Origin of the sequence: Stenotrophomonas chelatiphaga (assembly GCF_001431535.1) — a bacterium.
Taxonomy (GTDB): domain Bacteria; phylum Pseudomonadota; class Gammaproteobacteria; order Xanthomonadales; family Xanthomonadaceae; genus Stenotrophomonas; species Stenotrophomonas chelatiphaga.
Genome location: NZ_LDJK01000050.1, coordinates 40,255 through 66,373 on the forward strand (window position 1 = coordinate 40,255; position 26,119 = coordinate 66,373).

Annotated in this window: 23 protein-coding genes and 2 pseudogenes; 14 read left to right on the forward strand and 11 right to left on the reverse strand. The window is 64.5% G+C overall.

Annotation, left to right across the window (positions count from 1 at the left end; genetic code table 11):
* Position 1: 1 nt before the first annotated feature.
* Together ABB28_RS11535 and ABB28_RS11540 are read right to left on the reverse strand one after the other, a co-directional pair.
* Positions 2-2,041, reverse strand: coding sequence for a TonB-dependent receptor (locus tag ABB28_RS11535; protein ID WP_083492011.1), 2,040 nt, complete (start codon positions 2,039-2,041; stop codon positions 2-4).
* A gap of 138 nt (positions 2,042-2,179) precedes the next feature.
* Positions 2,180-2,593 (reverse strand): DUF2946 family protein, encoded by a 414-nt coding sequence (locus ABB28_RS11540; RefSeq protein ID WP_057508768.1) that lies wholly within the window; start codon positions 2,591-2,593, stop codon positions 2,180-2,182.
* 270 nt (positions 2,594-2,863) lie between these two features.
* On the opposite strand from ABB28_RS11540, the gene ABB28_RS18035 reads away from it, so the two are divergent.
* Positions 2,864-3,205: a hypothetical protein gene (locus ABB28_RS18035; RefSeq protein WP_152983462.1), complete on the forward strand. Its 342-nt coding sequence runs from the start codon at positions 2,864-2,866 to the stop codon at positions 3,203-3,205.
* Between the two features lie 26 nt (positions 3,206-3,231).
* Here ABB28_RS18035 and ABB28_RS11545 read toward each other — a convergent pair whose 3' ends face one another.
* From ABB28_RS11545 to ABB28_RS11555, 3 genes are read right to left on the reverse strand one after another with little or no spacing between them, the layout of a single operon-like run.
* Positions 3,232-4,590: a sensor histidine kinase gene (locus tag ABB28_RS11545; protein WP_057508769.1), complete on the reverse strand. Its 1,359-nt coding sequence runs from the start codon at positions 4,588-4,590 to the stop codon at positions 3,232-3,234.
* A complete protein-coding gene (locus ABB28_RS11550) occupies positions 4,577-5,290 on the reverse strand; it encodes a response regulator transcription factor (RefSeq protein WP_057508770.1) in 714 nt (237 codons plus the stop codon). Before ABB28_RS11550 ends, ABB28_RS11545 begins: the two co-directional genes overlap by 14 nt.
* Positions 5,291-5,317: 27 nt before the next feature.
* Complete coding sequence (locus ABB28_RS11555) at positions 5,318-6,118, reverse strand: MipA/OmpV family protein (protein ID WP_057508771.1); 801 nt, start codon at positions 6,116-6,118, stop codon at positions 5,318-5,320.
* A 550-nt stretch (positions 6,119-6,668) separates the two neighbouring features.
* Between ABB28_RS11555 and ABB28_RS11560 the strand changes: the two genes are divergently transcribed.
* The 3 genes from ABB28_RS11560 to ABB28_RS11570 are packed head-to-tail and all read left to right on the forward strand — an operon-like array spanning position 6,669 to position 11,508.
* The gene (locus ABB28_RS11560) at positions 6,669-7,301 is read left to right on the forward strand and encodes a TetR/AcrR family transcriptional regulator C-terminal domain-containing protein (protein WP_057508772.1); all 633 of its coding nucleotides are present in this window, start codon (positions 6,669-6,671) and stop codon (positions 7,299-7,301) included.
* Positions 7,302-7,348: 47 nt separating this feature from the next.
* A complete protein-coding gene (locus ABB28_RS11565) occupies positions 7,349-8,446 on the forward strand; it encodes an efflux RND transporter periplasmic adaptor subunit (RefSeq protein ID WP_057508773.1) in 1,098 nt (365 codons plus the stop codon).
* Positions 8,443-11,508: an efflux RND transporter permease subunit gene (locus tag ABB28_RS11570; protein WP_057508774.1), complete on the forward strand. Its 3,066-nt coding sequence runs from the start codon at positions 8,443-8,445 to the stop codon at positions 11,506-11,508. Before ABB28_RS11565 ends, ABB28_RS11570 begins: the two co-directional genes overlap by 4 nt.
* A gap of 219 nt (positions 11,509-11,727) precedes the next feature.
* Here the strand turns inward: ABB28_RS11570 and ABB28_RS11575 are convergent, their stop codons facing one another.
* The gene (locus tag ABB28_RS11575; protein WP_057508775.1) at positions 11,728-13,350 is read right to left on the reverse strand and encodes a PQQ-dependent sugar dehydrogenase; all 1,623 of its coding nucleotides are present in this window, start codon (positions 13,348-13,350) and stop codon (positions 11,728-11,730) included.
* Between the two features lie 224 nt (positions 13,351-13,574).
* On the opposite strand from ABB28_RS11575, the gene ABB28_RS11580 reads away from it, so the two are divergent.
* Positions 13,575-14,888 carry a hypothetical protein gene (locus ABB28_RS11580; RefSeq protein ID WP_245625335.1) on the forward strand — a complete coding sequence of 438 codons (1,314 nt, stop codon included), beginning with the start codon at positions 13,575-13,577 and terminating at the stop codon, positions 14,886-14,888.
* A gap of 157 nt (positions 14,889-15,045) precedes the next feature.
* Positions 15,046-15,339: a hypothetical protein gene (locus ABB28_RS11585; protein ID WP_152983463.1), complete on the forward strand. Its 294-nt coding sequence runs from the start codon at positions 15,046-15,048 to the stop codon at positions 15,337-15,339.
* A gap of 53 nt (positions 15,340-15,392) precedes the next feature.
* On the opposite strand, the pseudogene ABB28_RS18530 reads toward ABB28_RS11585, so the two are convergent.
* Positions 15,393-15,674: pseudogene (locus ABB28_RS18530) on the reverse strand (helix-turn-helix domain-containing protein); the annotation flags it as partial.
* Positions 15,659-16,075 carry a hypothetical protein gene (locus ABB28_RS11590; RefSeq protein WP_057508777.1) on the reverse strand — a complete coding sequence of 139 codons (417 nt, stop codon included), beginning with the start codon at positions 16,073-16,075 and terminating at the stop codon, positions 15,659-15,661. The gene ABB28_RS11590 and the pseudogene ABB28_RS18530, both read right to left, overlap by 16 nt.
* Positions 16,076-16,345: 270 nt before the next feature.
* Here ABB28_RS11590 and ABB28_RS11595 point away from each other — a divergent pair, with 270 nt between their 5' ends.
* The 6 genes and pseudogenes from ABB28_RS11595 (at position 16,346) to ABB28_RS11630 (ending at position 21,075) form a co-directional block, all read left to right on the forward strand.
* Positions 16,346-16,606 (forward strand): hypothetical protein, encoded by a 261-nt coding sequence (locus ABB28_RS11595; RefSeq protein ID WP_057508778.1) that lies wholly within the window; start codon positions 16,346-16,348, stop codon positions 16,604-16,606.
* A 236-nt stretch (positions 16,607-16,842) separates the two neighbouring features.
* Positions 16,843-17,325, forward strand: a complete 483-nt coding sequence (locus ABB28_RS11600) for an Imm26 family immunity protein (RefSeq protein ID WP_057508779.1) — start codon at positions 16,843-16,845, stop codon at positions 17,323-17,325.
* A gap of 218 nt (positions 17,326-17,543) precedes the next feature.
* Positions 17,544-18,271 (forward strand): annotated as a pseudogene (locus ABB28_RS18535) (IS30 family transposase); the annotation flags it as partial.
* 811 nt (positions 18,272-19,082) lie between these two features.
* Complete coding sequence (locus tag ABB28_RS11615; protein ID WP_152983464.1) at positions 19,083-19,601, forward strand: hypothetical protein; 519 nt, start codon at positions 19,083-19,085, stop codon at positions 19,599-19,601.
* A 51-nt stretch (positions 19,602-19,652) separates the two neighbouring features.
* Entirely contained in the window at positions 19,653-20,180 is a 528-nt protein-coding gene (locus ABB28_RS11620; RefSeq protein ID WP_148049424.1) for a hypothetical protein, read from the forward strand.
* Positions 20,181-20,601: 421 nt separating this feature from the next.
* Positions 20,602-21,075 carry a hypothetical protein gene (locus ABB28_RS11630; RefSeq protein ID WP_152983465.1) on the forward strand — a complete coding sequence of 158 codons (474 nt, stop codon included), beginning with the start codon at positions 20,602-20,604 and terminating at the stop codon, positions 21,073-21,075.
* 288 nt (positions 21,076-21,363) lie between these two features.
* Here the strand turns inward: ABB28_RS11630 and ABB28_RS11635 are convergent, their stop codons facing one another.
* Both ABB28_RS11635 and ABB28_RS11640 read right to left on the reverse strand, forming a co-directional pair.
* Positions 21,364-22,260, reverse strand: a complete 897-nt coding sequence (locus ABB28_RS11635) for an NAD(P)/FAD-dependent oxidoreductase (protein WP_057508786.1) — start codon at positions 22,258-22,260, stop codon at positions 21,364-21,366.
* Complete coding sequence (locus ABB28_RS11640; RefSeq protein ID WP_057508787.1) at positions 22,257-22,703, reverse strand: Rrf2 family transcriptional regulator; 447 nt, start codon at positions 22,701-22,703, stop codon at positions 22,257-22,259. The genes ABB28_RS11635 and ABB28_RS11640 overlap by 4 nt, the downstream gene beginning before the upstream one ends.
* Before the next feature lie 55 nt (positions 22,704-22,758).
* Between ABB28_RS11640 and ABB28_RS11645 the strand changes: the two genes are divergently transcribed.
* Positions 22,759-23,424, forward strand: a complete 666-nt coding sequence (locus tag ABB28_RS11645; RefSeq protein ID WP_057508801.1) for a class I SAM-dependent methyltransferase — start codon at positions 22,759-22,761, stop codon at positions 23,422-23,424.
* Positions 23,425-23,441: 17 nt separating this feature from the next.
* On the opposite strand, the gene ABB28_RS11650 is transcribed toward ABB28_RS11645, so the two are convergent.
* A complete protein-coding gene (locus ABB28_RS11650; protein ID WP_057508788.1) occupies positions 23,442-23,831 on the reverse strand; it encodes an OsmC family protein in 390 nt (129 codons plus the stop codon).
* Positions 23,832-23,988: 157 nt separating this feature from the next.
* Between ABB28_RS11650 and ABB28_RS11655 the strand changes: the two genes are divergently transcribed.
* Positions 23,989-26,034, forward strand: a complete 2,046-nt coding sequence (locus tag ABB28_RS11655; RefSeq protein ID WP_057508789.1) for a TonB-dependent receptor — start codon at positions 23,989-23,991, stop codon at positions 26,032-26,034.
* Positions 26,035-26,119: the final 85 nt, after the last annotated feature.

A 26,119-nucleotide genomic window follows, 5' to 3' on the forward strand; every position in this document is an offset into this window, starting at 1 on the left:
GTCAGATATCCCGTGTCCAGCTCAGATAGAACGCGCGTCCATCGCCGGGCGAGTAACCGGAGGAACCACTGTCATACCAGGCGTAGACATAGAAGCGGTCGGTCGCGTTCTTCAGCTGCAGGGCCACGCGGTTCCGCTCATCCACGTGGTAGGTCGCGCTCAGGTTCATCAGTACGTAGCCGCCATGACGGCCCAGCGTGTTGCTCCGTTCCACGTAGTAATCGCCCTGGCCGTTGCCCCATGCGCTGAAGCTCCAGTCCGCACGCGGCGCGTAGTCCACGCCGGCACTGGCCAGCCAGTTCGGCACGTTCTCGATCTGCCGGCCACGGGTCTGCGGTGCGCTCGGGTCGGCCACGGTGATCACCGCTTTCTGCCGCGAATAGGAGCCCCATGCCCGCCACTGTTCGCTGGCCTGCCAGCTCAGCTGGGCATCCCAGCCCCGCCGCAGTGTCTGGCCGACGTTGCCGACTTCATTGGCACCGATCGCCCCGTTGACGCCCAGGATGGTGGCGACTTCATCCGATGCACGCTGCTCCCAGTACGCCACGCGGGCCTGCAGCCCCGGCAGCGGCGTCCATTTGAACCCGCTCTCCCAGCCTTCATTGCGCGAGGGCAGCACGTTGTTGGCCTGGATACGGTAGGCACCGTTGCCACTGCCGATCTGGAAGGTGCGGCCCCAGTTGGCATAGGCCACGGTGCGGTCGCCGAGGTCGTAGGACACGCTCAGCTTCGGTTGTTTGATCAGCCCGTAGCGGTAAGCGGGCGCATGGCTGCCATCGGCGCGGTTGTGGAATCCTCCGTCGATGTCGTCCACCCGGTAGGCGGGTACGATCTTCAGCGCTTCAGTCGGCTTGACCACGGCCTGCACGTACGCGCCTTGGGTATCCAGATCGAAGCGCCAGTCACGCAGGGTGGTCTGGCGTTCGCGCGCCACGGTGCGGAAACGGGCGGCGAGGTTGTCCTGCCACTGCGCGTCCACGCCGGCGTCCAGTACCAGATCGGCCAGCGATGTCGCAGGGCGCCAGGTCGTGTTGATGATCACGCCGCGGTGCGTCTCGTCGTTGAAGCGCTCCTGTTGTGCACCGCCGGCGGTGAAGGTCACCCAGCGCTGGTTGCGGTAGTCGTTCTGATAAGCCTTGGCATTCCAGCTCCAGCCGTTGCCCAGTTGGCCATCGGCATGCAGCGCGGTCTGGACGGTCTGGCGCTCGCTGCGGTCATCGCGCGCGTAATCCGGTGATTGCGTTGGATTGGCCTGCACTTCGGCGTAGCTCAGGTAGCCGGCTTCCAGCGCGGTGTTGTTGTAATAGCGGGCGGTCAGCCCCGCACGCCACTGGCTCTCTTCGTTGGTGTAGAACCACTTGCCGGAGAAGCTGCGCTGGGTGGATCGGGCATGGTCGCGCTCGCCATCGGAGCCGCGCCAGCCAACGAAATAGTTCTGCGCCCACGCGCCCTTTTCGACTCCTTTGGCGATCTGGATATCGCGGGTACCGAAGCTGCCGACGGTGACGCTGGCCTGCCCGTCGTTGCCGCCCTGGCGGGTCAGCACGTTCACATCGCCGGCGATGGCATGCAGGCCATAGCGGGCATCGTTGGTGCCGCGGACGATTTCCAGTGCACTGATGTCCAGCGGGAACACGGCGTCCAGATACGGCATGCCCCCGGCGTTGTCGTTGCTGGGAATGCCGTCGATCAGCAACTTGACTGCGTTGATGCGGCCTTCGCCATTGAAGCCGCGGAAGGAGAAGCGGCCGGCATCGGTGCCCATTTTGAACTGGGTCACCTGCACGCCGGGGGCATTCATCAGCAGCTCCCAGCTGTGGTCGACTTTCTGCTGCTGCAGCAGGTCACCGCCGATGACGTCCACCGAGGTGAACATCAGGCGCGCCGGCAGCTCCCTCTGCGGCGTTGCGCGGGCCTGTACGGTGCCCAGTGTCAGTGCGGTTCCTTCCTGCGCGACCGCCGGCGAAGCTACGGTGGCCGTGCACGCCAGTGCCGCCACGATCACCGTTGGCAGCGGGCGCGTTGGTTGAAGTTTTTTCATTGTCCACAACATCGAAATGCCACGACCGGAGACGGTCGGGACAGGCAGAAGATCCGGTGCGTCAGCCCGGGGGAAGGGAGGTCGGGGATCCAGTCACGCGTCGAAATGCAGCGTGCAGCTGCAGGGGGGCGAACTGAATCAGCAGGCGATGGCGGGTGGACCGCGCGCGCCCAGCGTGCCCAGCGCAGGAGCGGACCGGGTCGGGTGACGTGCCGTGATGGTGCGGAATGCTGCGGGCCAGACCGTGAGCAACAACAGCAGCGCCACCAGCAGGCTGACCATGCGGGCGGCAATCAGGCAGTAGTCGCACTCCACGCCCATCTCATGCTTGGCGTGCGGATCCGGCGGCGCGGTGTCGTTGGAGGCGGCGTGCACTGGCGGCTGCACTGCCGTCATGTCGTGATGCGTGGCGTGCTGCGTGCCATGGTGCATATCGTGTGCACTGCCCGCGTGCGGGGTGGCGGCGGATTCTGCGGGCGCCAGCACGGCGTTCGGCGCGGGATGCTCCGCCAGCGCCCGGCTGATCAGCGGTGCCACCATCACCAGGGCCATGGCCAGGCATGCCCAAGCGTGGAGCCAGCGGTGGAAGAGGGGCGAGCGCACGCCCTGATTCTAAGGGAAGCCAGCCGGGGCGGCGCGTGAGACGGCCGGTTTGGCGTGCGCTGCGACGCTTTGTCACAGGGGGGGCCGGGTACTGGTCTGCGGCCGCTGGCAATCTGCCTGCCGTCGAATATAGTGAGGCCGGGCGCGACCTGCGCAGTTGCAGGGATAACAGGGCAGCGCCGCCCCTGTGCTTCAAACCGCTGACAGAAAGGATGCATCGTGAGCCCGGAAACCATCCTCGCAGGCGTCGTAGCCGCGGCCGTCATTCTGGGACTGGTCGGATCGTTGTGGCCCAAGCGCAAGCCACCCCACACGGTGTTCAAATGTGGCCGTTGCAACACGGCCAGCCGACACGGTAATCGCACCATCGAAGCGTGGCGTCGTGGGAAGACCCGGTTCTTCTGCACTCCCTGCCATCTCAAGTGGCTGCAGTCGCGGCCTCGCCACGAGCAGGACACGTACTCCGGCCATGGCCGCACCGGTGGTTCAGGATGCCTGGGCGTGATTGCGATTCTGGTTGTTCTGCCCGCCGGTGGCATGCTGGCGTGGGTCTTCGTCTGAGCAGGAAAAGCGCGTGAATGCAGTGATCATTCCAATCCGCCATTGGTTTCCACCACGAAACACGCGCCTGGTGCGCCACCGGCAGGTTCAAGCCGGATCGTCCATCCGTGCGACAGGCAGATTTCCAGGCAGATGGACAGGCCCAGTCCTGCACCGCGACCGTCGCGGGCCGTACCGCGCCAGAAGCGTTCGAACAGGCGTGGACGGTCCGCCTCCGCGACGCCACCTCCCTGGTCGCATACGCTGAAGCCATCGGCGTGAAGTGCGATGGTGATGGTGCTGCCCGGCGGCGAATGATGCAGCGCGTTTTCCAGCAGGTTCTTGACCAGCACGAACACCGCCGCGGCATCGGCTTCCACGGCAGGCGAGGGCATGCGGGGCGGCAGCACCACCACGTGCACCGCGTGCTGTGCTGACAGCCGTGCCAGGTAGTCCACCGCGTCGGTGACCACCGCGCCCAGCTGGATGGGGGCGAAGGTGTAGTTGTGGCCCTCGCTGACTTCGGCCAGGTGCAGCAGCTGGTGCACCTGGCGCGCCATCTGTTCGGTGTCACGCATCAGCAGCGGTGTGTTGGGGGCACCACTGAGCTCGATCTCCGCCTGCAGCAGCGCAAGTGGCGTCTTCAGCTCGTGCGCGGCGGCGGCGAGGAAGTCCTGCTGCACGCGGAAGCCCTGTTGCAGGCGTTCCAGTGCGGCGTTAAACGCCTCGATCAACGGCACCACCTCGGCGGGCAGCCCGTCGCTGCGCAGGCGTGCGCCCAAGTTGCGCGGACCCACCCGCGCCGCCACGCGTGAGGCCTGCCGCAGCGGTCGCAGCATGCGGTTGACGGTAAGAGTGATCACCAGCGCGAAGGTCAGCAGGGCGAGGATGACCACCGCTGCGCCGGCACGCAGGTACAGCTTGTCTGCGTGGTTTTTCAGGGTGATCACCAGCCGGTCGCTGCGTGCGATGTGTGCCATGTAGGCCGTTCCAGCATGGTCGATCGGGGCGTGGATCACCTGCAGCGCGATGTCGCCACCGGGGTTGGCGACGGTCATGCGGGTGGCGCCGGCCGCAACGCGCTTCACTGCGTCCAGCGCCGGACCGGCGCGGCTGCTGGCGAGCGTGCGGCCCCGTGCGTCGGTAATCCAGTACGCCGCATCACGGGGCATGGCGTCGTACACGTTGCCGGCCTGTGGCGGCAGCACAACGTGCAGCCTGCCAGCGGCATCCAGCCGAAGGGCTGCCTGCAGCTCGTCCACTTCTTCCAGCAATTCCTCGCGCACCGCGTCTTCCGGCGTACTCATCCGTACCCAGGCCGTGACCACGACCGCGGCGGCCGCCGCCGCCAGCAGTGCCAGCAGCGTGGCCAGCATCAGGCGTGCGCTGAGGCTACGCGGCCGCATCGGCTGCCCGCAGGGCAAAGCCCAGGTTGCGCACGTTCACCACACCCAGGCCGGATTCGATGGCCGCCAGCTTGCGGCGCAGCCGGTGCAGCGCTACGTCCAGCGCATTCGGCGTCACCGCCTCACCGACCCCCCACGCGGCCGCTTCCAACGTGCTGCGGCGGACCACCTGGCCGCCGGCGTGCACCAGCGAGAGGATGATCTGCAATTCGGCCGGCGCCAGGCTGATCTGCTCGTCGCCACAGCGCATGCAGCCTTCCGCTGCCTTGACGTGCAGTCCCTGGTGGACCACATCCAGCGTGCGCAGTTCCGATGGCCGGCGCATCAAGGCGCGCACGCGCGCGGCCAGTTCTTCGATGGCGAACGGCTTGGGCAGGTAGTCATCGGCTCCCGCATCCAGCCCATCGACACGATCGTGCAGGCCGTCGCGGGCCGTCAGCATGAGACAGGGAATGCGGTTGCCGGCCGCACGCATGCGCCGCACCAGGTCCAGGCCATCCCCATCGGGAAGGCCGCGATCGATCACCGCCGCGGCGTAACCGTGGCGCGCAATCGCATGCCACGCGGTTTCCACGCCGGGGTAGATATCCACCGCAATGCCTGCCGCGCCCAGGCCACGCTCGACCAGGCTGGCCAGGCGGGGATGGTCTTCGACCAGCGCGATCCGGTTGGGCAGGGCGGCAGGCGGGGGCGGTGGCATGGCAGGCGGGTACCGGGAAGCGGAAGGTCAGAAGCTGCGGGTGATGCCGATGCGGAGGCCGGCCGAGCCGTCCGTATCGGGCTCGCTCAGCGGGCTGTCGGTGATTTCGTCTGGCAGGAACCGGTAGTCCACGCCGCCCATCACGCGCCATTTTTCGCCCAGCGGACGCGAGAAGCCGACACTGAACTGCGGCACCAGCGCCGAACCCGGCTGGTAGCGTGCCACGCCGCGTGCGACCTCTTCCTCCAGCGTGCCATGGTAATAGTTGACCACGTCGCTGGACATCCAGCGGACGCCGACCCCCGGGACGATGGTGGTACGTCCCCAGGTAAGAGCGTACGCGTAGTCGGCGGCGATCTCGTAGCCGCCGCTGGTATCGGTGACATCGGCCAGGGCGCTCAGCTTGAACTCGCCGGCACGGCTGCTCCAACTGGCTGCCAGGCCGGCGTCGAGGCCGTCATCGCGGTCCTCCAGCAGGTCCCGTTCGACTCCATTGGCTGCCAGCTCGCGTCGTCCGAGATCCTTGATGTCAACGCCATCGAAGCGGCCGGCCAACACGGCATCCAAAGCGAAGGACTCGCCCTTGAACAGGTGCACGCCGCCGCTCACGCCGCGCCAGAAGATCCGCGCGCCTTCGAAGGTGACCAGCGGCAGCGGGCGCACGCGGGTGCCTTCGCCTGCGTAAGGGCTCTGCCTGGCCGCGGCGGCCACGCCGATCGACCAGCGGTCCTCGTCGGCCTTGGCCAGCAGGTCGCCGGTGCTGGAGGCGTTCTGCGCGAGGGCCAGGCCCGGCAGCAGGAAGGGAACGGACACTACGTACTTGAGCATCGGAGGGGCTTCGCTGGGGGAGAGTGCGGCGAGTCTTGCTGGCGCTGACTTACAGGCGACTTACCGGGGCTGCCTGGGTGGCCGATGGTTCAGGCGGGGTCTCGGAGAGCATGACGGCCAGCGGCCGTCACTACCCGGTAGCAGCGCCCGCGAGCGGTTACGGCGCCCGGGGACGGAATATGCGAACGGTAACGGCGGCGGGGATCGGTAGCGCCGAAGGCAGCGGCAGGAGCCGCTGCCAACGTCGCTTGCGACGGCCCGCAGGGTGCCGGTCAGGACGATCGGCATAGCCGTGCTCGGCGAGCGCAGCGGCGAAAGCGTGACGACCAACGGTCGTCACCCACCGAAGCAGGTCGCCACCCACCGAAGCAGGTCGTCACCCACCGAAACAGGTCGTCACCCACCGAAACAGGTCGTCACCCACCGAAGCAGGTCGTCATGCACCGAAGCAGGTCGTCATGCACCGAAGCAGGTCGTCACGCAACGGGCCTTGCGAAGCCCAACCTAACGCTGTTAGATTCGCTCCCTAACAACGTTAGGTAGAGTCCCCTTGCGCCAACCGATTGCCCGCGAACAGATCGTCGGGGCGGCCTTCCGGATACTCGACGAGGCCGGCCTGGAAGGCGTGACGCTGCGCAAAGTGGCCTGCTCGCTGGGCATCCGTGCGCCGTCGCTGTACTGGCATTTCAAGAGCAAGCAGGCGTTGATCGACGCCATGGCCGACGCGATGATCGCCGACGTGGCGCAGGTCATCCCGGAGGGGCAGCCCTGGCGCCAGACCCTGCTGCAGATCGCACGCGAGTTCCGCGTTGCGTTCAAGGCGCGGCGCGATGGCGCGCGGGTCTATGCCGGTACCTTCCTGGCCACCGAGAACGTGCTGCGGGCAGGCGAGGCCAGCATTGTCGCGCTGGTAGGTGCCGGGGCATCGGCCAGCTTCGCCGCCACCACGGCGATGGACCTTGTGTACTACACGATGGGTTACGTCATCGAAGAACAATCCTGGCCAGGCGACGGCAGCATGGAAGCGCTGGGCGAGGCCTTCATGGCGCTGGCCGAGCAACGTTTCCCGCATTGCTGGGAAGCGCGCGAGGTCTGGCGTGAAGTCGATTTCGATACCCGTTTTGAACAGGGCCTGGGACTGATGCTGGACGGCATCGAACTGCGGCTTGGCCGCACCCCCTGACTCGCCACTTCCTTTTGACCCTGATGCCTCCACACGGAAAGCCACCCATGCGTGCACCCTTTTTGATCCTGCTGGTTTCCCTGCTCGCCGGCTGCGGTGGCAAGGATGAAGCGGCCGATGAAACCGCTGCCGACAGCGCGGCGCTGCCGGTCTCGCTGGCGCCCGCGCAGCAGCAGGCGATGGCGCGCACGGTGCTGGTCTCCGGCCCGGTCACGGCCTACGAGGAAATGCAGCTGGGGGTGGAAATCAGTGGCCAGCGGGTCACCGCGCTGCCGGTGGACGTGGGCCAGTGGGTCAAGAAGGACCAGGTGCTGCTGCAGCTGGACCATCGCACGCTGGACAGCGAACTGGCCCAGGCCGATGCCTCGCTGCGGCAGGCGCAGGCGTCGCAGGAACTGGCGCGGATGAACTACGAGCGCAGCGCCAAGCTGGCCGCCCAGCAGTTGATCAGCGCCAGCAGCCTGGATGAGCTGCGCGCCAACCGCATCAATGCCGAAGCGCAGACCGCCACCGCCCGTGCCGCGCGCGATGCAGCCAAGCTGCGGCGTGACTTCGCCGACCTGCGCGCGCCGGCCGACGGCTTGATCTCCAAGCGGCTGGTTCAGCCCGGCCAGGTGGTATCGGCCGGCACCGAGTTGCTGCGCCTGATCCGCGATGGCCGCCTGGAATGGCGCGCCGAACTGCCGGAAAACCAGCTGGCCGACGTCGCCGTGGGCAACACCATCGAACTGCGCTATGCAGGCCAGGTTGTCACCGGCAGCATCCGCGCGGTCACCCCCGGCGTGGATGCGCAGACCCGTACCGGCACGCTGTATGCGGACCTGCCCACACCCGGTCCGCTCAAGCCCGGCGTCTACGTGGAAGGCCGCATCGTTACCGGTGACGGGCAGGCGCTGACCATCCCCACTGCGGCGATCGTCCAGCGCGACGGCCACAACTACGTGTTCACCGTCACCGACAAGCAGCAGGCCAGTCGCCACCGCGTCAGCACCGGCCAGGCCGTGCAGGGGCGCACCGCCATCCTGGAAGGCCTGAAAGCCGGCGACCAGGTGGTGGTGGACGGCGCGGGCTTCCTGGGTGAAGGGGACCGCGTGCGCGTGGTCAGCGCGCCCAAGGCCGATGCGTCGAAGGCGGCTGCGCAATGAATTTTTCCGCTTGGGCGATCAAGCGCCCGCTGCCCGCGCTGCTGATCTTCTTCGTGCTGTGCGTGGCCGGGCTCTGGGGCTTCTACCAGTTGCCGGTTGCGCGCTTCCCCGACATCGCCTTCCCGATGACCACCGTCACGGTGACCCAGCCTGGCGCCTCGCCGAGCCAGCTGGAAGCAGAGGTCACGCGCAAGGTCGAAGACTCGGTCGCCACCGTCAACAACGTCAAGCGGGTGATGTCCTCGGTGAGCGAAGGCGTCAGCACCACCACCATCGAGTTCCAGCTGGAAGCCGACCTCGCCACGGCGTTGGACGACACGCGTGATGCGGTCACCCGCATCCGTACCGACCTGCCGCAGGACATCCAGGAGCCGGTGATCTCCAAGGTCGACATCGGCGGCTCGCTGATGACCTATGCGCTGGTCGCCCCGCACATGAGCAGCGACGAAGCCAGCTGGTTTGTCGACCGCGATATCGCGCGCGCGATGTACGGCGTGCCGGGCGTGGCCCAGGTCACCCGGGTGGGCGGCGTGGAGCGCCAGGTGCGCGTGGACCTGGACCCCAACGCACTGATCGCCATGGGCATCACCGCCGGTGATGTATCCCAGCAGCTGGCGCGCATCCAGGTGGAGCGCGCGGGCGGCAAGGCCGAAATCGAAGGCGCACAGCAGACCATCCGCACGCTGGGCACCGTAGGCGATGCGCAGGCGCTGCGTGACTACTCCATCGCGCTGCCCGATGGCCGCGCGGTGCGCCTGTCCACGCTGGCCACGGTGACCGACGCGGCCGCCGACCCGACCGAAGCGGCGCTGCTGGATGGCAAGCAGGTCGTGGCGTTTTCGATGTCGCGCACGCGCGGCTCCAGCGAGGTCAAGGTGGAAGCCGGCGTGCACGCCGCGCTGGACAAGATCAAGGCCGAACATCCGGGCATCGATTTCCGGTTGGTCACCACCGCCATCGACGAGACCCACCGCTCCTACGATTCGTCGATGACGATGCTGTGGGAAGGCGCGCTGCTGGCCCTGCTGGTGGTGTGGCTGTTCCTGCGCGACTGGCGGGCGACCTGGGTGGCGGCGCTGGCGTTGCCACTGTCGATCATCCCGACCTTCGCGGTGATGTACTTCTTCGGCTTCACGCTGAACATCATCACCCTGCTGGCGCTGTCGGTGGTGGTCGGCATCCTGGTCGACGATGCCATCGTGGAGATCGAGAACATCGTGCGCCACCTGCGCATGGGCAAGCCGCCGCTGGAAGCTGCGCGCGAAGCGGCGGGTGAGATCGGCAATGCGGTCATCGCCACCTCGCTGACGCTGGCGGCGGTGTTCGTGCCGGTGGCCTTCATGCCCGGCATCGCGGGCAAGTTCTTCCGCGAGTTCGGCTGGACCGCCGCCACCGCGGTGCTGTTCTCGCTGCTGGTGGCGCGCCTGCTCACGCCGATGATGGCCGCCTACCTGCTCAAGCCACACGGCGAAGAGAAGCCGGATTCGCGCCTGATGGTCTGGTACCTGGGCTGGGTGGATGCCGCGCTGCGCCATCGCGGCCGCACGCTGTGGCTGGCCACCGGCCTGTTCGTCGCCTCGCTGGGGCTGGTGCCGTTCATCCCGGCTACCTTCATTCCGCAGTCCGACCTGGGCCGCAGCAACCTCAACCTGGAACTGCCTCCGGGTACGCGTCTGCAGGACACCGTGGCGGTGGCCGAGCGCGCGCGCGCGCTGCTCACGGACATGCCGGAACTGAAACAGGTCTACACCGCGGTGGGCAGCGTGCTGGACCTGGGTGACCCCGGTTCCACCGGCGTGGGCGAGCCGCGCAAAGCGACGCTGGTGCTGGACTGGGGATCGGCCGATGACCGCGACCGCGACCAGCGTGCACTGGAACGCGAGGCCCGGCACAAGCTGGCCAACCTGCCCGGCGTGCGCGTGAGCTACGTGAGTTCCGAACCGGGCAACCTGCTGCAGCTGGTGCTGTCCGGCGATGATCCGCAGCGCCTGCAGGAAGCCTCCACCGCGTTGGAACGCGACCTGCGCGGCATCGAGGGGCTGGGCAGCGTCACCTCCACCGCCTCGCTGCTGCGACCGGAAGTGCAGATCGTTCCGGATTCGGCGCGTGCCGCCGATCTGGGCGTGGCAACGGCGGACATCGCCGAAGCCGCGCGCATCGCCACCGCCGGTGACTACGAACAACGCCTGGCCAAGCTCAACCTGCCGGACCGCCAGGTACCGATCCGCGTCGGTTTCGCCGAAGCGACGCTGGCCAATCCGGCGCTGATCGGCCAGCTGCGCGTGCCCGGACGCGACGGCCCGGTGCCGCTCGCCGCGGTGGCCGATATCCAACAGGGCAGTGGCCCGTCGCAGATTTCGCGTTACCAACGCCAGCGCAATGTCACCCTCACCGCTGAACTCAACGGGCGTCCGCTGGGCGAGGTGATGACCGAGGTGCAGGCACTGCCTGGGGTGAAGCAGTTGCCGCCGGGCGTGAGTTTCCTCAACACCGGCGATGCCGAAGTTTTCGTGGAGCTGTTCATCGGCTTCATGCTGGCGATGGCGGCGGGGTTGATCTGCATCTACATGGTGCTGTTGCTGCTGTTCAACCATGCGCTGATGCCGGTCACCATCCTGGCGGCGGTGCCGCTGTGCGCCGGTGGTGCGTTCGGTGCGCTGCTGATCACCCAGAACATGCTGTCGCTGCCGGCGTTGATCGGGCTGTTGATGCTGATCGGCATCGCCACCAAGAACTCGATCCTGCTGGTGGACTATGCGGTGATCGCCGAGGACGAGCACGGCATGAGCCAGCACGATGCACTGGTGGATGCCTGCCGCAAGCGTGCGCAGCCGATCATCATGACCACCCTGGCGATGGGCGCGGGCATGATGCCCATCGCGCTGGGCTTCGCCGGTGACTCCAGCTTCCGCGCGCCCATGGCGATCGCGGTGATCGGTGGATTGATCACCTCCACGCTGCTCAGCCTGATCGTGATCCCGGCCGCGTTCACGGTGGTGGATGATCTGGGGGAGTGGATGTCACGCAAGTTCAGGCGGAAGTCTTCGCACCCCACCCCATAGCCCGGTAACGCCGAGCCGTGCCCGGCGGACTCCGTGGGCATGCAGCCCGCTGCGCTCGCCGACCATGGGTCGGCGCTACCGACGTGCATAGGGCGGCGCTACCGATGTGCATCGGGATCGCGAGCCCGGTAGCGCCGAGCCGTGCTCGGCGGACTCCGTGAACATGCGGCCCGCTGCGCTCGCCGACCATGGGTCGGCGCTACCGATGTGTGTCGCTGCTCAGCCGGATCGGGCGGAGGCCGTGAGCCGCAGCAGCTTGGCGTTTGTGCCGTCGGTGAGCACGTACACCGATCCGTCCGGTGCAACCTTTACATCCCGTATCCGTTCGTTCAATTCCCCAAGCAGCAGTTGTTGACCGACGATCCGCCGTCCATCGCGGATAACGCGCCGCACCGCGCGTTCCTTCAGCGCAGGCACCAGCAGATCGCCACGCCACTGCGGGAACAACGCGCCGTTATATATCGCCAACCCCGCTGGCGCGATCGAAGGCGTCCATTCGAGAAGTGCATCCTGATACCCCGGCAAGCTGCGGAACGGCGACACGCGCGCGAACGGATAATCCATGCCGCCAGTGACAATGGGCCAACCGTAATTGCCGCCGGGCAGGATGAGGTTGATCTCATCACCCCCGCGCGGACCGTGCTCGGTCAGCAACAGATCGCCGTTTGCCGGGTCCACGGCGATGCCCTGTGGATTGCGATGGCCCAGGCTGTAGATCTCCGGTGCCATCCCGGCCCGCCCGACGAAGGGGTTATCCGCAGGCGGCCGACCTTCGCGATCAATCCGGATCACGGTGCCCAGAGCGTTGGCGGGATTCTGCGCCTCCTCGCGGCGACGGCTGCCGTCTCCCAGCGACAGCACCAGGCTGTCATCCGGCAGAAAGGCGATGCGCCCGCCGTTGTTGCCCGCGCTTGCCTTCGGCGTGGAGTTGAACAGTACGCGGACGTCCTCGATCTGATCGCCCGCGAGCCGGACCCGCAACAGCCGCACTCCATTTGCGGACGCCTCGCCGTAGCCCATGGTCAGATACATCCAGCCGTTCTGGGCGAACCGTGGATCCAGTGCGATATCCATCAGACCGGTGGTGCCGCCCTGCTGGAAGATCGGCCGCAGCCCGTCGAGCGAGATCTCCGAGGAGGCCCCATCCGGGCCGATCGCCAACAGGCGACCGCCCATCTCGGTCACCAGCACGCGACCATCAGGCAGGAACGCGGCCGACCACGGGCGGTTGAGGCCGGTTGCAACGGTGTGGATCGCGTAGCTCGTGGGATCCACGGCGGCGGGTTTGTCGCCCGCGCGCGGCGCCATCAGAAGGAACAGCGCCAAGGGGAAGATCAACAGCATCGCCACCATCGTGGCATCGCGCCACGTTCGACTGTGCGCGGGTGGCCGAAGTTCCCCGCGATCCGGTGCGCTGAGGCTGGCATACACAAGGCCACCGACACCACCCGCCAAGGACATCAGGAGATGACCCAGCCATCCCCGGGTGCCCGGTATCGCAGGCATGGGAATCACCGAGCGCATCAGCCAGAACGCCACCCAGAGCCCGCACACCGATGCTGCAGCGAAGACCCCGCTGCGCCAGCCTGAGGGCGCGACACGCAGGATCCGGTGGCAAATCAGCACCGTGGGCAGCAATGCGGCCACCGCGATGCCGGCCATGACCGGGCCGAACATCGCGACGTCTTCCAGCGTGGTCCAGGCCCGCACAGCAGGCGCGACCGGAATGCCAAAACCGCGCAGTTCCTGCAGGACGAGCTGGGTCTGGATGAGGCTGGCAATAATGCCGGTCGCACCGGCAGCCGCGAGCAGGGCGGCGATGTATCGCAGGGTGGATCTCAAGCGGCGGCTCCTCGTTTCGACCCGGCAGGGTGTGGCGTCCGGGGCACAGTATCGCGTGGGCGGGCAGCACGTTGTTGCCGGCTCGTCATCGTCATAAGATCTGCCGGTCGCCGTTGCAGATGCAGATGCATCCGTGAGCAGCAATCACCCTCCCAGGGAAATGTGAGGCACGCATGGAAAGGAGTTCCGTTGCGCGATGGTCCGCGTCAGGTGCCGGGCGCCGATTGACCGCCACGCTGCGGCTCGCCGCAGGTCTTGCTGCCATCTGCGTGCTGCCACAGCAGGCCGTTGCCGTAGCGCCGCCCGCAGGCGTCGAGGAGGCCTTGCAACGGATCGCGGTGATAGCGGAGTCGCCCGTCCAGAAGCGGGCCGCCCACGCGTTATGGGGGCGCCAGCTGGATGCTCCCACCATCCTCCGCGATCGATCAACGGGGATGAGTTGGCGGAGCGATCCCGCGACGGGTGCTGCCTTGGCGGTGGTGCTTCGGAAGGATCAGCCGCCAGCCAACACCTGCATTGATGTTGAAGGAGCGCCGCACGTGACGCTGCTCCTGCCACTGCCGACGGACAGCAGCGCACTGGCTGCGCTGTACTGGCATGAGCAATGGCACTGCATCCAGACGGGCCTCGGCCTGCCCGCTTCCGAAGGCAATACGGCTCACCTGGACAGCGAAGCAGGCCGTACCTGGCTGAGGCTGGAAATGCGTGCGCTGGCGCGCGCACTCGCGACCCGGGACGACGCGCAGGCGCGGAAGCACCTCGCCGCAGCGTTGAGGTTTCGAGCGCTTCGAGGCGGCGCTGGGGCACCTGGCACGGATGCCTTGGCCGAAGAGGCCAAGCTGGAACGCAACGAGGGGCTGGCCGAGTACACCGGCCGCAGCGTCGCGGCTGCGGCAGCTCAGGCCGATGGCGTGGCAGCAGTCGTGGACGCGCTGGCCAAGGCAGAGAGCTCGGAAAGCTTTGTCCGCTCTGCGGCGTATGCGACCGGTCCGGCCTATGGAATGCTGCTCGACCGCTGGTCACCGGGCTGGCGTAGCGCACTGTCGGCAGGGACGAGTCTGCCCGCACTGCTGGCGGATCGCATCAGGATCGGCCCGGCGAACATCGACGTCGCGCATGTCGGCCAGCGCTATGGCATGGATCAGGTGCGCGCCGAGGAAAGAGCGCGCGCCGAAGAACGGGAGCGGCGCAGCGCAGCGCTTCGCGTGCGTCTGCTGGGAGAAGATGCCGTCCGCTTTCCGTTGAAGCAACCAGCGCTGTCCTTCGATCCGCGCAGCCTGTTCCCGCTGGACAGCGTGGGTACCGTATACACCCCGGTCACGGTGCGCGACGAGTGGGGCGAGCTGACGGCCGACTCAGGCGGGCTGTTGTCGCCGGACTGGTCACAGATTAGCGTGGGAGGCGGTGCGATACAGGGCTGCAACGCTTCGTGGACAGGTCCCGGTTGGAAGCTGGAACTCGAACCGGGCTGGCGTTTCAGCAGGCTTCCGAGCGGGTGGCAGCTGACAAAGGAAGACCCGCTTCAGTGCTCGAAATGATGGCGTACCGTGCTCCCTCGGGTGATTGCGCGCTTGCCGGTAGACCGGGTCGATCAAGTAACGTACCCATGGATGCTGGTACCCAGCTTCTGTTGATCGCGGCAGCAGGCACCGTCTTCCTCGTCTTTTTTTTAGGCTACCGGTATTGGACCTGATGATGCTTGAGATTGTTTTTGCAGTAGGTTTTGCGTCGGTGATCATTTACTTGATCCTTTTCTTCCGGTTCGCACGGCGGTTTCCTTCGCGCTATCCAGAGCTGTGGAGAAGTCTGGACTGTCCGGAGACGTTCGGCTTGCGTGGACAGTCCACGTATCTGGCCGTCGTGCTGGGGCTGGAGCGCAAGGCACCGCCCCAGGCACTGACGCAGGTGCGACGCGAAATGCTGGTCATACGAGTCCTGCTTGGACTCACCTTGGCTGCCTTCGTCTTGACGGCCTTCATGACCGGCTGATTCGTCAAAGCATCGGCTCGGAGCTCAGGTCCCGGCAGGGCCACCCGCAACCCAATCCCCAGCGCACCCACTACGCCCATGACCGTGTCGAAGTGCAGTGGCCGCGTGCCGTTCAGCTGCCGACGCATGGTTTCAATGTTGAGCCCGCACGCTGCCGCGACGCGATCGATGCCGTGCAGTTCGGCGAGCAGTAACAGGGCCCTTGCAATGCCGGGCTCGTCGCCGTCGAACATCTGCAGTCGCGCATCCAGATAGTCTGCCATTTCCGCGGCGCGTGGATTCCTGCCGCGGCCGTCAGCGCGTCCGTCCTCGGTGCTGGTCATGCGTCGGCCCATGTTGCGGCGACGTAGCCCCTCAACATCTCCTGCCCGGAGATGATCAGGCCTTCCACCATCTGTTCGGAGACCATGCCGACACTGACGTGGTCCTGTCGGAACAGATGCGCGGTGTGCAGGATATCGAAGGTGTAGGCCAGCGCCCGCAGCGTGGTGACGGGGATAGCGACACTCTCGACATGGGGCAGGCTGGCAGCACCGTCATGGTTTGATGCTGCTCGTTGATCGTTGACTGCCTTGACCGGCCTCAGTCGCACCACGCGGGAAGGCTGCGCACGCTGCTGCTCCATCTCTTGCAGCTTTCGTTCCAGCTGTTCCACGAAGTAGGGCGGGATGTCGTGGATCCTGTCGCCCATCAGGGCATGCAGGCGCTTGGCGCTGAGCGGGTGCTTGGTATCCATTGGTAGACCTCACAAGGCTTGAGGCCACCTGCGCCGAAGCGCGAGGTGGCAGGCGATGCGGGTTGCCATACCGGTGTAAGGATCAAAAGCCGGCGGATCAAGGATCCCCACGCATCGCCCGCCATGAATCGGCACGCGATGCAGTGCATTCTCCGCCGTGCCCAAAGGGCAAAACAGAGCTAAAAGATCCTTACACACAGGATGGCAATCCCGGCTGTTGCTCTTTGGCTTCAGCACGGTCATCGTCCGACGCGGGTGGCAGGATCGTCCATGAGAAAAACTGTGAAGTTCGCTTCCATTTACGGCAACGACGGCGTTCTGCGTCGACAGGAGAACGGGCGCGAAGGCAAGAACACGGGGTACATGCAGCTCAACGGGAGCTTGGTCGCGCGCGCGATCCAGGTGGTCGCTCCAACGACGCTTGCACTGACTGTTCCATCGTTCAGCAATAACGGGACGTATGCGGTGAGCTGGGCCGCTGGAAGCCGCCCGCTGGTTAAGAAGCTGTGCTGGTGCCGACAATCGCTCTGAACGGCTCCTACTCCGTCAACTGGACGGCCGTGACCGGCGCTGCTACTTACCGCTTGCAGGAGCAGGTCGGCAGTGGCGCTTGGGCGGAAGAGTCACAGTTAAGATTACATGGAGGATTGCGCCGCGATGGCGGAGGTCTGGTGAACAAGCGGCATGAAATGAGTGAGCAGCGCTATAGGGCAAGTGGCGGGCGTGCTGGGCAACCCTTGGGCTCAAGGACAAGAAGGTGATCTGATATGTCAGTCAAGAGGCAAAAGTGGGCCGTCGGGAGCGTTTTCACTATTCCGCTGGAAGACGGAGACAAGTGCGTTGGTCAGGTGGTGGGGCGCGAGAGATCTGTATTAAACGCGGTGTCTATCGCGATTTTTGACATCAAGGGGCGATGGAGCCAAGAGCTGAGTGTTCCGTCGCTTGAGGAAGGGCTGATATTCTCAGTAATAATGTCAACGAAGGATCTTCTTGATTCTGGCAGATGGCATGTTCTGGCGGATAGGCCTCTGGCAGACGCAGAGAAGCCATTTGAGAGCCTGCGAGGATCAGGTTTCATCGGAGCGAAGGTGCGTGGATCTGCATTGGTTGAAGACTTCGTGAATGCGTTTTACGGATTGGCGTACTGGGATGACTGGTACTTGCCGGACTACCTTGACGCTTATCTGCTGTCTCTGGACAAGAAGCCCGTAGATCGGCTGAAATACTGTGGCCGACACGGTGCGGTGTAGAAGGGGGGGGCTACGAAGCCTTGCGACGTGATACTCGCTGTCCAGCACGCAGAGCTGGGACGATCGCTGCGACTATCTTTCCGTTCGTAAAGCGGAGTATCAGTTCGTTGATCCTGATGCCAGGCTGGTTAGACAGCCGGGTGAATACCCCGACCAGCGCTGCTTGCTCGATCCGGTCTGTCGCAATTCGCTCGGTGAGGGTGTGTCCGACAAAAGTGATGAGTCGAATCATTCGCTCCGGAAGGCGTGGAGGGAGCATGCGATTCATCGCCAAGTGCTTGGGCCGCAGTCCCTTGGCCCTGAGCCGCGAGTTGGACTGGCAAGGTGCGGCGGCGTACAACGCCACCCAGCTTGGCAAAGCCTATCGAACGCGCCGACTCCGCTCTGTCCGACATCGCCGGCTTATCGAGCGCAGCGAGTTGTCTCAGTTCGTTCGTGATCACTTGGTGCTGTATCGCTGGTCGCCCCGGCACATTGTTCCCAAGCTTCGCAACATGCACCTGGACGATTCCAGCTAGCGCATCAGCCACGAGACTATTTACGCCAGCATCTATGCCTACCCGCACGGAGGACTGAAGAAAGAGCTGGCGGAATGCTTCGGCAGAGCAAGCCGACACGGGGTCTGCGCCGTACTACGGCAGCCAAGCGTACGTGGGTTGCTGGTCAGTTGCGTATCGTGCGCCGCTCGGAGGAGGTACAGCAACGGTTGGTTCCTGGCCACTAGGAAGGCGACTTGATGGAGGGGGCTTTCAACCGCTCCTGCGTAGGGGCACTGGTCGAATGAAGAACGCGTCTTGTGAAAATTTGCAGGATGGACGCGTACACAGCTGAAGCCGCATTGGAGGGCTTCAGTCGCCAGATGAAAAAGCTGGATATCGAGGCGTGGTGTGCTGATCCACACGCGCCCTGGCAGGGCGGCTGCAACGATAACACCAACGGATTGCTCGGCAGTTGCGGCAGGGAGGGGCGCACATGCACGTATCGGTCTGGGTGTTCGCAGAAACATATCATGGCTGATCACAGTGGAAACTCGCTTCGCGCAATGGATGAGGATGCACTCAAAGTAAAATCCACTACATTCAGGCCCCAACTGGGATCTTTCCAAGGGGTGTTCAGAGTGAGTGGTAGGATTGAATCAAGGCGGCTTGAGAAAAAATTGAGTAAATAATGAGCGGGATTCGATTGTGGTTGAGGAAGCGGGCAGTGAGATCCTTGTTTCTACTTGGATCTGGTTTTATGTTGGCTGGATGTGGCTACGCTCCATGTCAGGTTGTTGTTATCAACCAGATGCCCAGTGCGGGAATGGCCCAGTGGTATCAGGCAGAGCTAATGAGGCGTGTCCAGCTCGCGCATACGGCCGATTTAAATAATGGTTCATGGCAAATTAACATCCGAGAGGTCAGGCCCTTGACTCGAGACGTTGTGCAGGCAGCGGATGGAAGCCCGCTGTCGAAACATTTGATCGACTTCGACGTGCAGGATCCTCAGTCGAATTCAATAGAGGGTCGTTGCGACAATGGGTTCGATGAATGTATCGAACAGGTACTGTTCAAGCTGCCCAAGCGGTGCGTCATGTAAATTTTTGCGACATTCCCAGTTCTATTCGTGCAGGGTAAAGGTGGCTCATGTTGTTGGCTGTAGATGGAGTTGCCGCTGACAAGTCACCGCCGATGGAAGCGTCGAGGGTCCGCACGGGCATGGCGGGTTGGAAGGGGAGGCTTCGAAGCTCCAAGCTTTCCCTTCCGGATCCCTTGAGCATGAGCGTCTGGCCCGCTGCGGCCCAGGATGCAAAGCTCTGGCTTTATACGTGTGATCACTTCCTCGGCTCGGCCTGCCTACGACTGCCCAACTTCATGTCGGTGTCCTATGAAGTGCCGGCTGACTTCGGACTTCATCAGGTCAGTGCAAAGTCCGGGATGTCGCTCACGCTGTACGAAGGCGATGCGCGATCACGGAGCATCTCGGACGGCCCACCGTCGTTGTCATTCAGTGCGGATGGTCGAGTGGTGACGGGCTATCATCAGTCCCAGGGGACAGGCCGGGAGGTCGTTGATGTTGTCGTTCTGCAGGGCGGATCAGGCAAGGGCGCTGTGCACATGCATGTGGTGATCGAGAGTGAGGCCCAGCGTGCAGATGCCGCACGCGTTTTGTCTGGCTTTCGCCCATGTCGTTTGCGGATTTCCCGCCGCATGGCCACGCAGGCTTGTCCGCGGGTGAGCGGCATCGGAGAACGTATGGCTGCGTGGCTGATGGCGAGCAAGGTTGATGGCGGCTGACCTGATCCTTGTGGGCTTCGACTGGGGTATCTGATCCAAAGGAAAGACAAGGTGACGTCGACTTACGCAAAGATGGAGCTGGATACGGCAACGGCCGATGGCGCGCTGCTTCATATGCTTGCAGGGGCTTGCCTTGACAGCTTTAGTGTTAGCAGCATTTCCATCTCTCTTCGATTCATCAATCCTGTTTTGATTCCGGGCGAGAGCCTGTACGTTGACGCCGATTTTGGATGTTCCGCGACAATTCTCGAGAAAGGACTGGCGCCTGCCACGCCGGGTTCAGGAGACTTCTTTGTCAGGCGGAGTGAGTTTCTTGGGCGAGTATTCTTCTGCATTGGCAAGACGGTTGAATCGACTCAACTCCAAGCGGACGGGCGGCTATCCATAGTTATGGATGCCGCGCTGATCGAGTTGTGTGTGTCCGTGGAAGACGACGGGCAGGACGATTCGGTGTGGGACGTCTCCGTGCAAAAGGCGGATGCTGGGCATCTTCCTGTGCCGCAGGCAATAGCATGCGTGCCAGATGGTTCCGGTGTCAGGTTTCTGGTCGATTGGGAGTCAAGGAGTAGTTTTTTATGACTGATGATGAGATCAGGGATGCCAACGTCCATGGTATCCGAGCCCTTCTTCTATCCGAGCCGGAGTGCAGGGAGGCCATTGCGCAATGGAATAGTGATGCAGCGACCATCAAGCGGCTCATGATGCTGGATCGAGGCGCCGTGGGTGTTCCGCATGAACTGTGGCATTACCTCGACGATGCGGATATCAGGGTGAAGGACAGGGATTACGCGAACGCGCAGATTGAGCATGTCGAGGATGTCATTCGGCAGTGGATGAGCGCCAGGCGCGATGATATCGCTAGCGGTGGTCACAATTTCGACGGGCTCAGCGTGACTCTTGTCAATCAGCGTAATGTGGCGCCGAGTGGGGAAGGCTGTAGGGGTAGAGGCGCCGATAGACCGCCGACAGCGTCGCACCTACGAGCACGAGGACGACGGTAATGTACGAAATTGGAATCGCTGTCTCATCTGGTGCGGACGATAGTGGAAGGGACGTTGTACAGCGCTTGACGTCTAAGCCTGTGCAAAATGTAACGCCCGGGGAAGCGACATTTTGGAAAGAACTACAAGTGCCGATCGGGAAGATGGCCAAGCAGTTGTGCTGGCATTGGATCGGCCGACTCGACGACCCAAACAACAAGCGGGATTTCGAACAGGTGCAGCGCCTGTTAGAGGGCGCCGTCCATTCTGTGATTGACCGCGTTCGTCCAGATGCGAATGCCAGAATTTATGTTTTTTTCATCAGCGACTGGGAGGCAGATGAGGTGAGATATGGCGAGGGGAGCTTGATCGACCTGATTTCCTATTTCCGACTATTTAGAGGTTGGGATGAATCGATCATGAGGCTCGACAATGGAAATGTTCAGGCAAGCGCTTGGACTCCCTTGTTGATCCATCTGACAAGTGCCGAGTGAGACGCGATCAGTGCTGCGGCCGGACGCTCTGAGTTCATCGTGATCGTTAACTGTAGAGAAGAATATGTCTCGAAGGCATGTCTGCGCCTGAAAGCTGGGGCTTGAGCTGCGCCGCAGGCAATGGAGTGCATGCCAGCTTTGGTAGGGGGCGGATGTCTGTTCTATAACGTCGCATACCGGGCCGGGGCGCTGAACAATCAACGTCAGCATATCTGCCGGGCGGAACGGAAATGGAAAACATCAAGGCGTGACGGTTTTGAGCGCATTTAGACGGGGGGAAGAGGACACTCACCCCGCCGTAGGCCACACCAGCGTCCGATGGATCTGCGCCCCCGCCCACGCGCCATCCGCCACGGCCAGTGAAACCGAGTGCGGCATGCGCGCAACGTCGCCGCAGGCGAACACACCTGCAACGCTGGTCTCCTTGGCCTCACTGGTCTGCAGCTGGGTACCCAGCGGGGTCTCCATCAGCGCGCAGCCCAGGGTCTGCGCGATCGGCGTGGACGGCGCATTGAGGGAGGCGGTGAACAGGCCCGCGAAGGACAGCTGTCGCCCATCCGCCAGCACCACATCGGCATGTCCTTCGATACGTGCGATGGGCGTTGCTTCGATGCGGAGCCCACGCGCAACAAGTTCTTCGCGCGCCGCCGCATCCAATTCAAGGGCCTCGTTGAGCAGGAACGTAACGTTGCCCCATTCGGGCAGCAACTGCGCCTGGTGGATCGACATCGGCACCGCGGCAATCACCCCGATCTCGCCCTGATCCAGCTCGTAGCTATGGCAATAGGGGCAGTGGAACACGCTCTTTCCCCAGCGCTCGCCGATGCCATCGATGGAGGGCAGTTCGTCCGATACTCCGGTGGCCAGCAGCAGGCGACGGGCGCTGAAGGTGCCGGATGCTGCGGTGGCTACGCTGAAGGCATCGCGCGTCCCCGATGCATCCAGGGCTACGTCTTCCACCCAGGTCAGGGTGGGGTAGGCCTGCAGTTGCTGGCGTGCGGTGCGCGCGATCTCGGCCGGGTCGGCGCCGTCCTGGCTGAGGAAGCCGTGCGAATCGGCGGCCGCCTGGTTGCGTCGCTTCCCCGCGTCGATGATCAGCACGCGCCGCCTTGCACGTACCAGCTGCAGGGCCGCGGCCATGCCGGCGTAGCTGCCGCCGACGATGATGACGTCATGAGTGCTCATGGATGCTTGCTCCGCAGATGGTGGGCGTGACGGCGTTTGAAGTCGGCGGCGAGATCGGCCAGTGACACGGCGGCAAAGCGCTCCAGCAGCAGCGCTTCTGCCTGCTCGAAGGCGTCGTCCAGGGCGGCGTTGACGGCCTGCTCGACCAGACACTCGGGGTTTTCGTGGCGGTTGCCGATGGCGAACAATGCCGGCTCGCCCAGCGCCTCGTGCAGTTGGCGCAGGCTGACCTTGCTCAGGTCCGCCTTGATGCGCCAGCCGCCGGCATGGCCGCGCACGGCGGCGACCAGTCCGGCTTCGCGCAGCAGGCCCATGGTGCGGCGTACCACCACCGGATGGGTGCCCAGGCAGATCGCCAAGGCGTCGGAGGTCATCGGTCCGGGTTGCTCGGCCATGTGCAGCAGGGCATGCAGGACGGCGGAAAGTCGGCTGTCGCGTTTCATGTAACTAATGATGTTACCTTTGGCGCCTCAGGTCAAATCGATGAGGCAGGCGCGCATGTTTTCCGATCCCCACGCCATTGCAGGCTACGCAGAAGGTGCAGTGCAGAAGGTGCCGGGCCTGCTGGACATGCAGCGCATGGCGCGGCTGCTGCTGGAAGAACGCGTTCCGGCAGACGGCCACGTGCTGGTGCTCGGCGCGGGCGGTGGGATGGAGTTGCGAGCCTTCGCCGAGGCGCAGGCCGGCTGGCATTTCCGCGGCATCGATCCGTCTGCACCGATGCTGGACATGGCACGCCAGAGGCTGGGGCCGTTGGCATCACGCGTGGCGTTGACCGAGGGCTACATCGACGACGCGCCCGAGGAATTGTTCGACGGCGCAGCCTGCCTGCTGACCCTGCATTTCCTGCCGGCAGAACAGCGGCTTCACACGCTGAAGGAAGTGCGGCGCCGGCTGAAACCGGGCGCGCCGCTGGTGGTGGCACATCACAGCTACGCGCAGGATGACGCGCAGAAGCGTCGCTGGCTGCAGCGATTTGCCGCGTTCTCGGCCTCGTCGGGGATCGCGCTGGACGTGGCGCACACCGTGGACAGCATGGCCCGGCTGCTGCCCGCGCTGTCACCGGAGCAGGACGTGGCGCTGCTGCACGAGGCTGGCTTCGGCACGGTGGACCTGTTCTATGCCGCCTTCAGTTTCAGGGGTTGGGTAGCCTACGCCGGGTAGGCCACGCGTGGGGCCGATCAGGCACGTTCGCTGGTGATGGTGGCGCCTTCGCGCATCACCAGGGTGACCGGAGTGCGCTCCACCACGTCCAGCAGGCGCGCCCACTGGGCGTCGCTCACGCTGGCCGATGCGCTCAGCCTGCGATGCACCAGCAGCTTGCCTGCCGCGTCGCGCGTGGAGGACAGCTCCGCATTGAACTCACCCAGCTCCCAGCCCTTCTTTTCGGCATACATGCGCAGGGTGATGGCGGTGCAAGCGGCCAACGCGGCCAGGTACAGGTCGAACGGTGCCATGCCCTGGTCCTGGCCGCCCAATGCCGCGGGCTCATCGGCCAGCAGCGTGTGCTGGCCGCTGCTGATGCGATGGGCGAAGTTGCTGCCGGTGGATGTGACGTGGACGTGGGCCATGCGGGTGCTCCCTGTGCGGAACGGCGAGCCTGCGATGGTAAGGCGGGGTGGTGGACCGTACATCACCCGGTGGGGGGACTAGGCGAAGTGTAATGTTATTCTGTAACATTCTGCGATTCACGACGTTGTTCCCTTCCGCATCAGGCGTTTCCTCCCCATGAAGATCCAAGCTCTGGTCGCTGCCACGGCGGCCATCCTGTTCGCGCCGGAGTCGCGCGCGCAGTCCTCCAGCTCCGCCCTGACCCTGGGCAAGGTGGATGTGCACCAGCACACCGACGGCCAGCTCACCGCGCACCAGGTGCTGACCTCGGTGGACGTGCTGGGTGCGGACCAGATCGAGGACAAGAACGTGTCGCACAGCTGGGAATTGCTGGGGCAGATGCCTGGCATCCAGCTGACCGAAACCCGGCAGGGTGCGGAATCGGGCAAGGTGAGCTTCCGCGCCTTCAACGGCGAGGGCTACCTCAATGCGATCAAGACCCTGATCGACGGCGTGCCCAGCAACGTCAACAGCGGCAACCAGCGCTTCATCGACATGTTGTTTCCGCTGGAAATCAGCTTCATCGAGGTGGTACGGGGCACCAACGATCCGCGTTACGGCCTGCACAACATCGGTGGCAACGTGAACTTCGGTACGCGGCAGGGGGGCAATTACACCGATGCCCGGCTGGGCTATGGCAGTTACAACACGCGCGATGCGCAGCTGGCGGTCGGCCGCGAGCGCGATGGATTCGCGCAGAATTACTTCGTCGGCACCCAGGCATCCGATGGCTACCGGGACCACGATGCATCCGAAAAGTACACGCTGGGTGGCAAGTGGTTCCATGGAACTCTTGAAGACGGCATGCGCATCGGGCTGACCGCGCGTGCCTATCACCACATCGCCGATGAACCCGGCTTCATGACCGCCGACGAGCTGCGAAGCGAGCGGCGTGGTGCGCAGCGCCGCAACCTCAATGACCGCGATGTGCGCGACATGCAGCAGGTGGGCGTGCACATGGACCTGAAGTTGGCAGACACCCTGTTCCTGGGCAGCAAGCTTTACTACAACCGCTATGAAGACGACCGTCGGGTGACCTTCAGCGACCTGCCCACCGGCAACGCGCCGCGCCAGCGCCGGGTGTGGGACGAGAAGCAGACGGGCATGCTGACCACGCTTACCTGGCATGCCAGGGACAGCCTGACCCTGGAAGGAGGCATCAACTACGAACACCAGGACAACGGCTACCAGCGCCTGCGCTTCAGCTACAGCGAGCCGACCGATTTCAGCAGCGTGCCGGCGCGCATCCAGAACGATGACCGGCATACCTTCGACAACTGGGGTGCCTATGTACAGGCGATCTACCAGCCGATCGAGCCGCTGAAGATCGTGCCGGCCTACCGCGTGGATCGCTTCGATGGCGACACGCGGCTGCCCGGCGGCGTCAGCGGCCCGCTGCAGCGCTACGGCACCATCGAACAGCCGAAGCTGAGCGTGGTGTACGCGCTGGCACAGGACACCAACGTGTATGCGAACTGGGGGCGCACCTTCCAGGTGCTGACCGGCTCCACCGCGCCTGCGTACCTGACGCCAGGGCAGGCGGCGATGCGTCCGTCGACCAATACCGGCATGGAGCTGGGCATGAAGTTCAGTCCGTTCGTGGGCAGCCAGGCACGCATCGCGGTGTGGCAGCAGGACGCGGCCAACGAGGTGTCGAACATGCCGGCCACGGGCACCACGGTGACGCTGGGCAAGACGCGCCGTCGCGGCGTGGATGCGCAGATCAGCACGCAGTGGGGCGACAACTGGACGCTGTGGGCGTCGCATGCCTACCAGGAAGCAAAGATCACCCGCGATGATCGTGATGCGGCCATTTCGCTGCAGGGCCGCGAAGTGGCCGCCACTCCGCGTCATATCAGCAACATCGGCGTGGATTACCAGGCCAGCGATGCGTTGCAGTTGGGGCTGCAGGCTCGTGCGCAGGATGACTACTACCTGGAAGAACGCAACGTGGTGGGCAAGTTCGGTGGCTTTGCGGTGCTGGACCTGAGCGCGCGCTACCAGATCAATCCGGCGTGGAGCGTGGACCTGCAGGTGAAGAATGCCACCGGCCGGGAATACGCGTATGCGTGGTATGACAGCTTCTTCTGGGAGCAGGCGCAGCCGATGTTTTCGCCTGCTGCGGGGCGTTCGGTGTATGTGGGGTTGACCATGAAGTTGTGAGGGTCGGGAGCGTGACGACCAACGGTCGTCACCCACCGAAGGCCGTCACTACCGAAGCTTGACGGCCGGCGGCCGTCACCAGCAA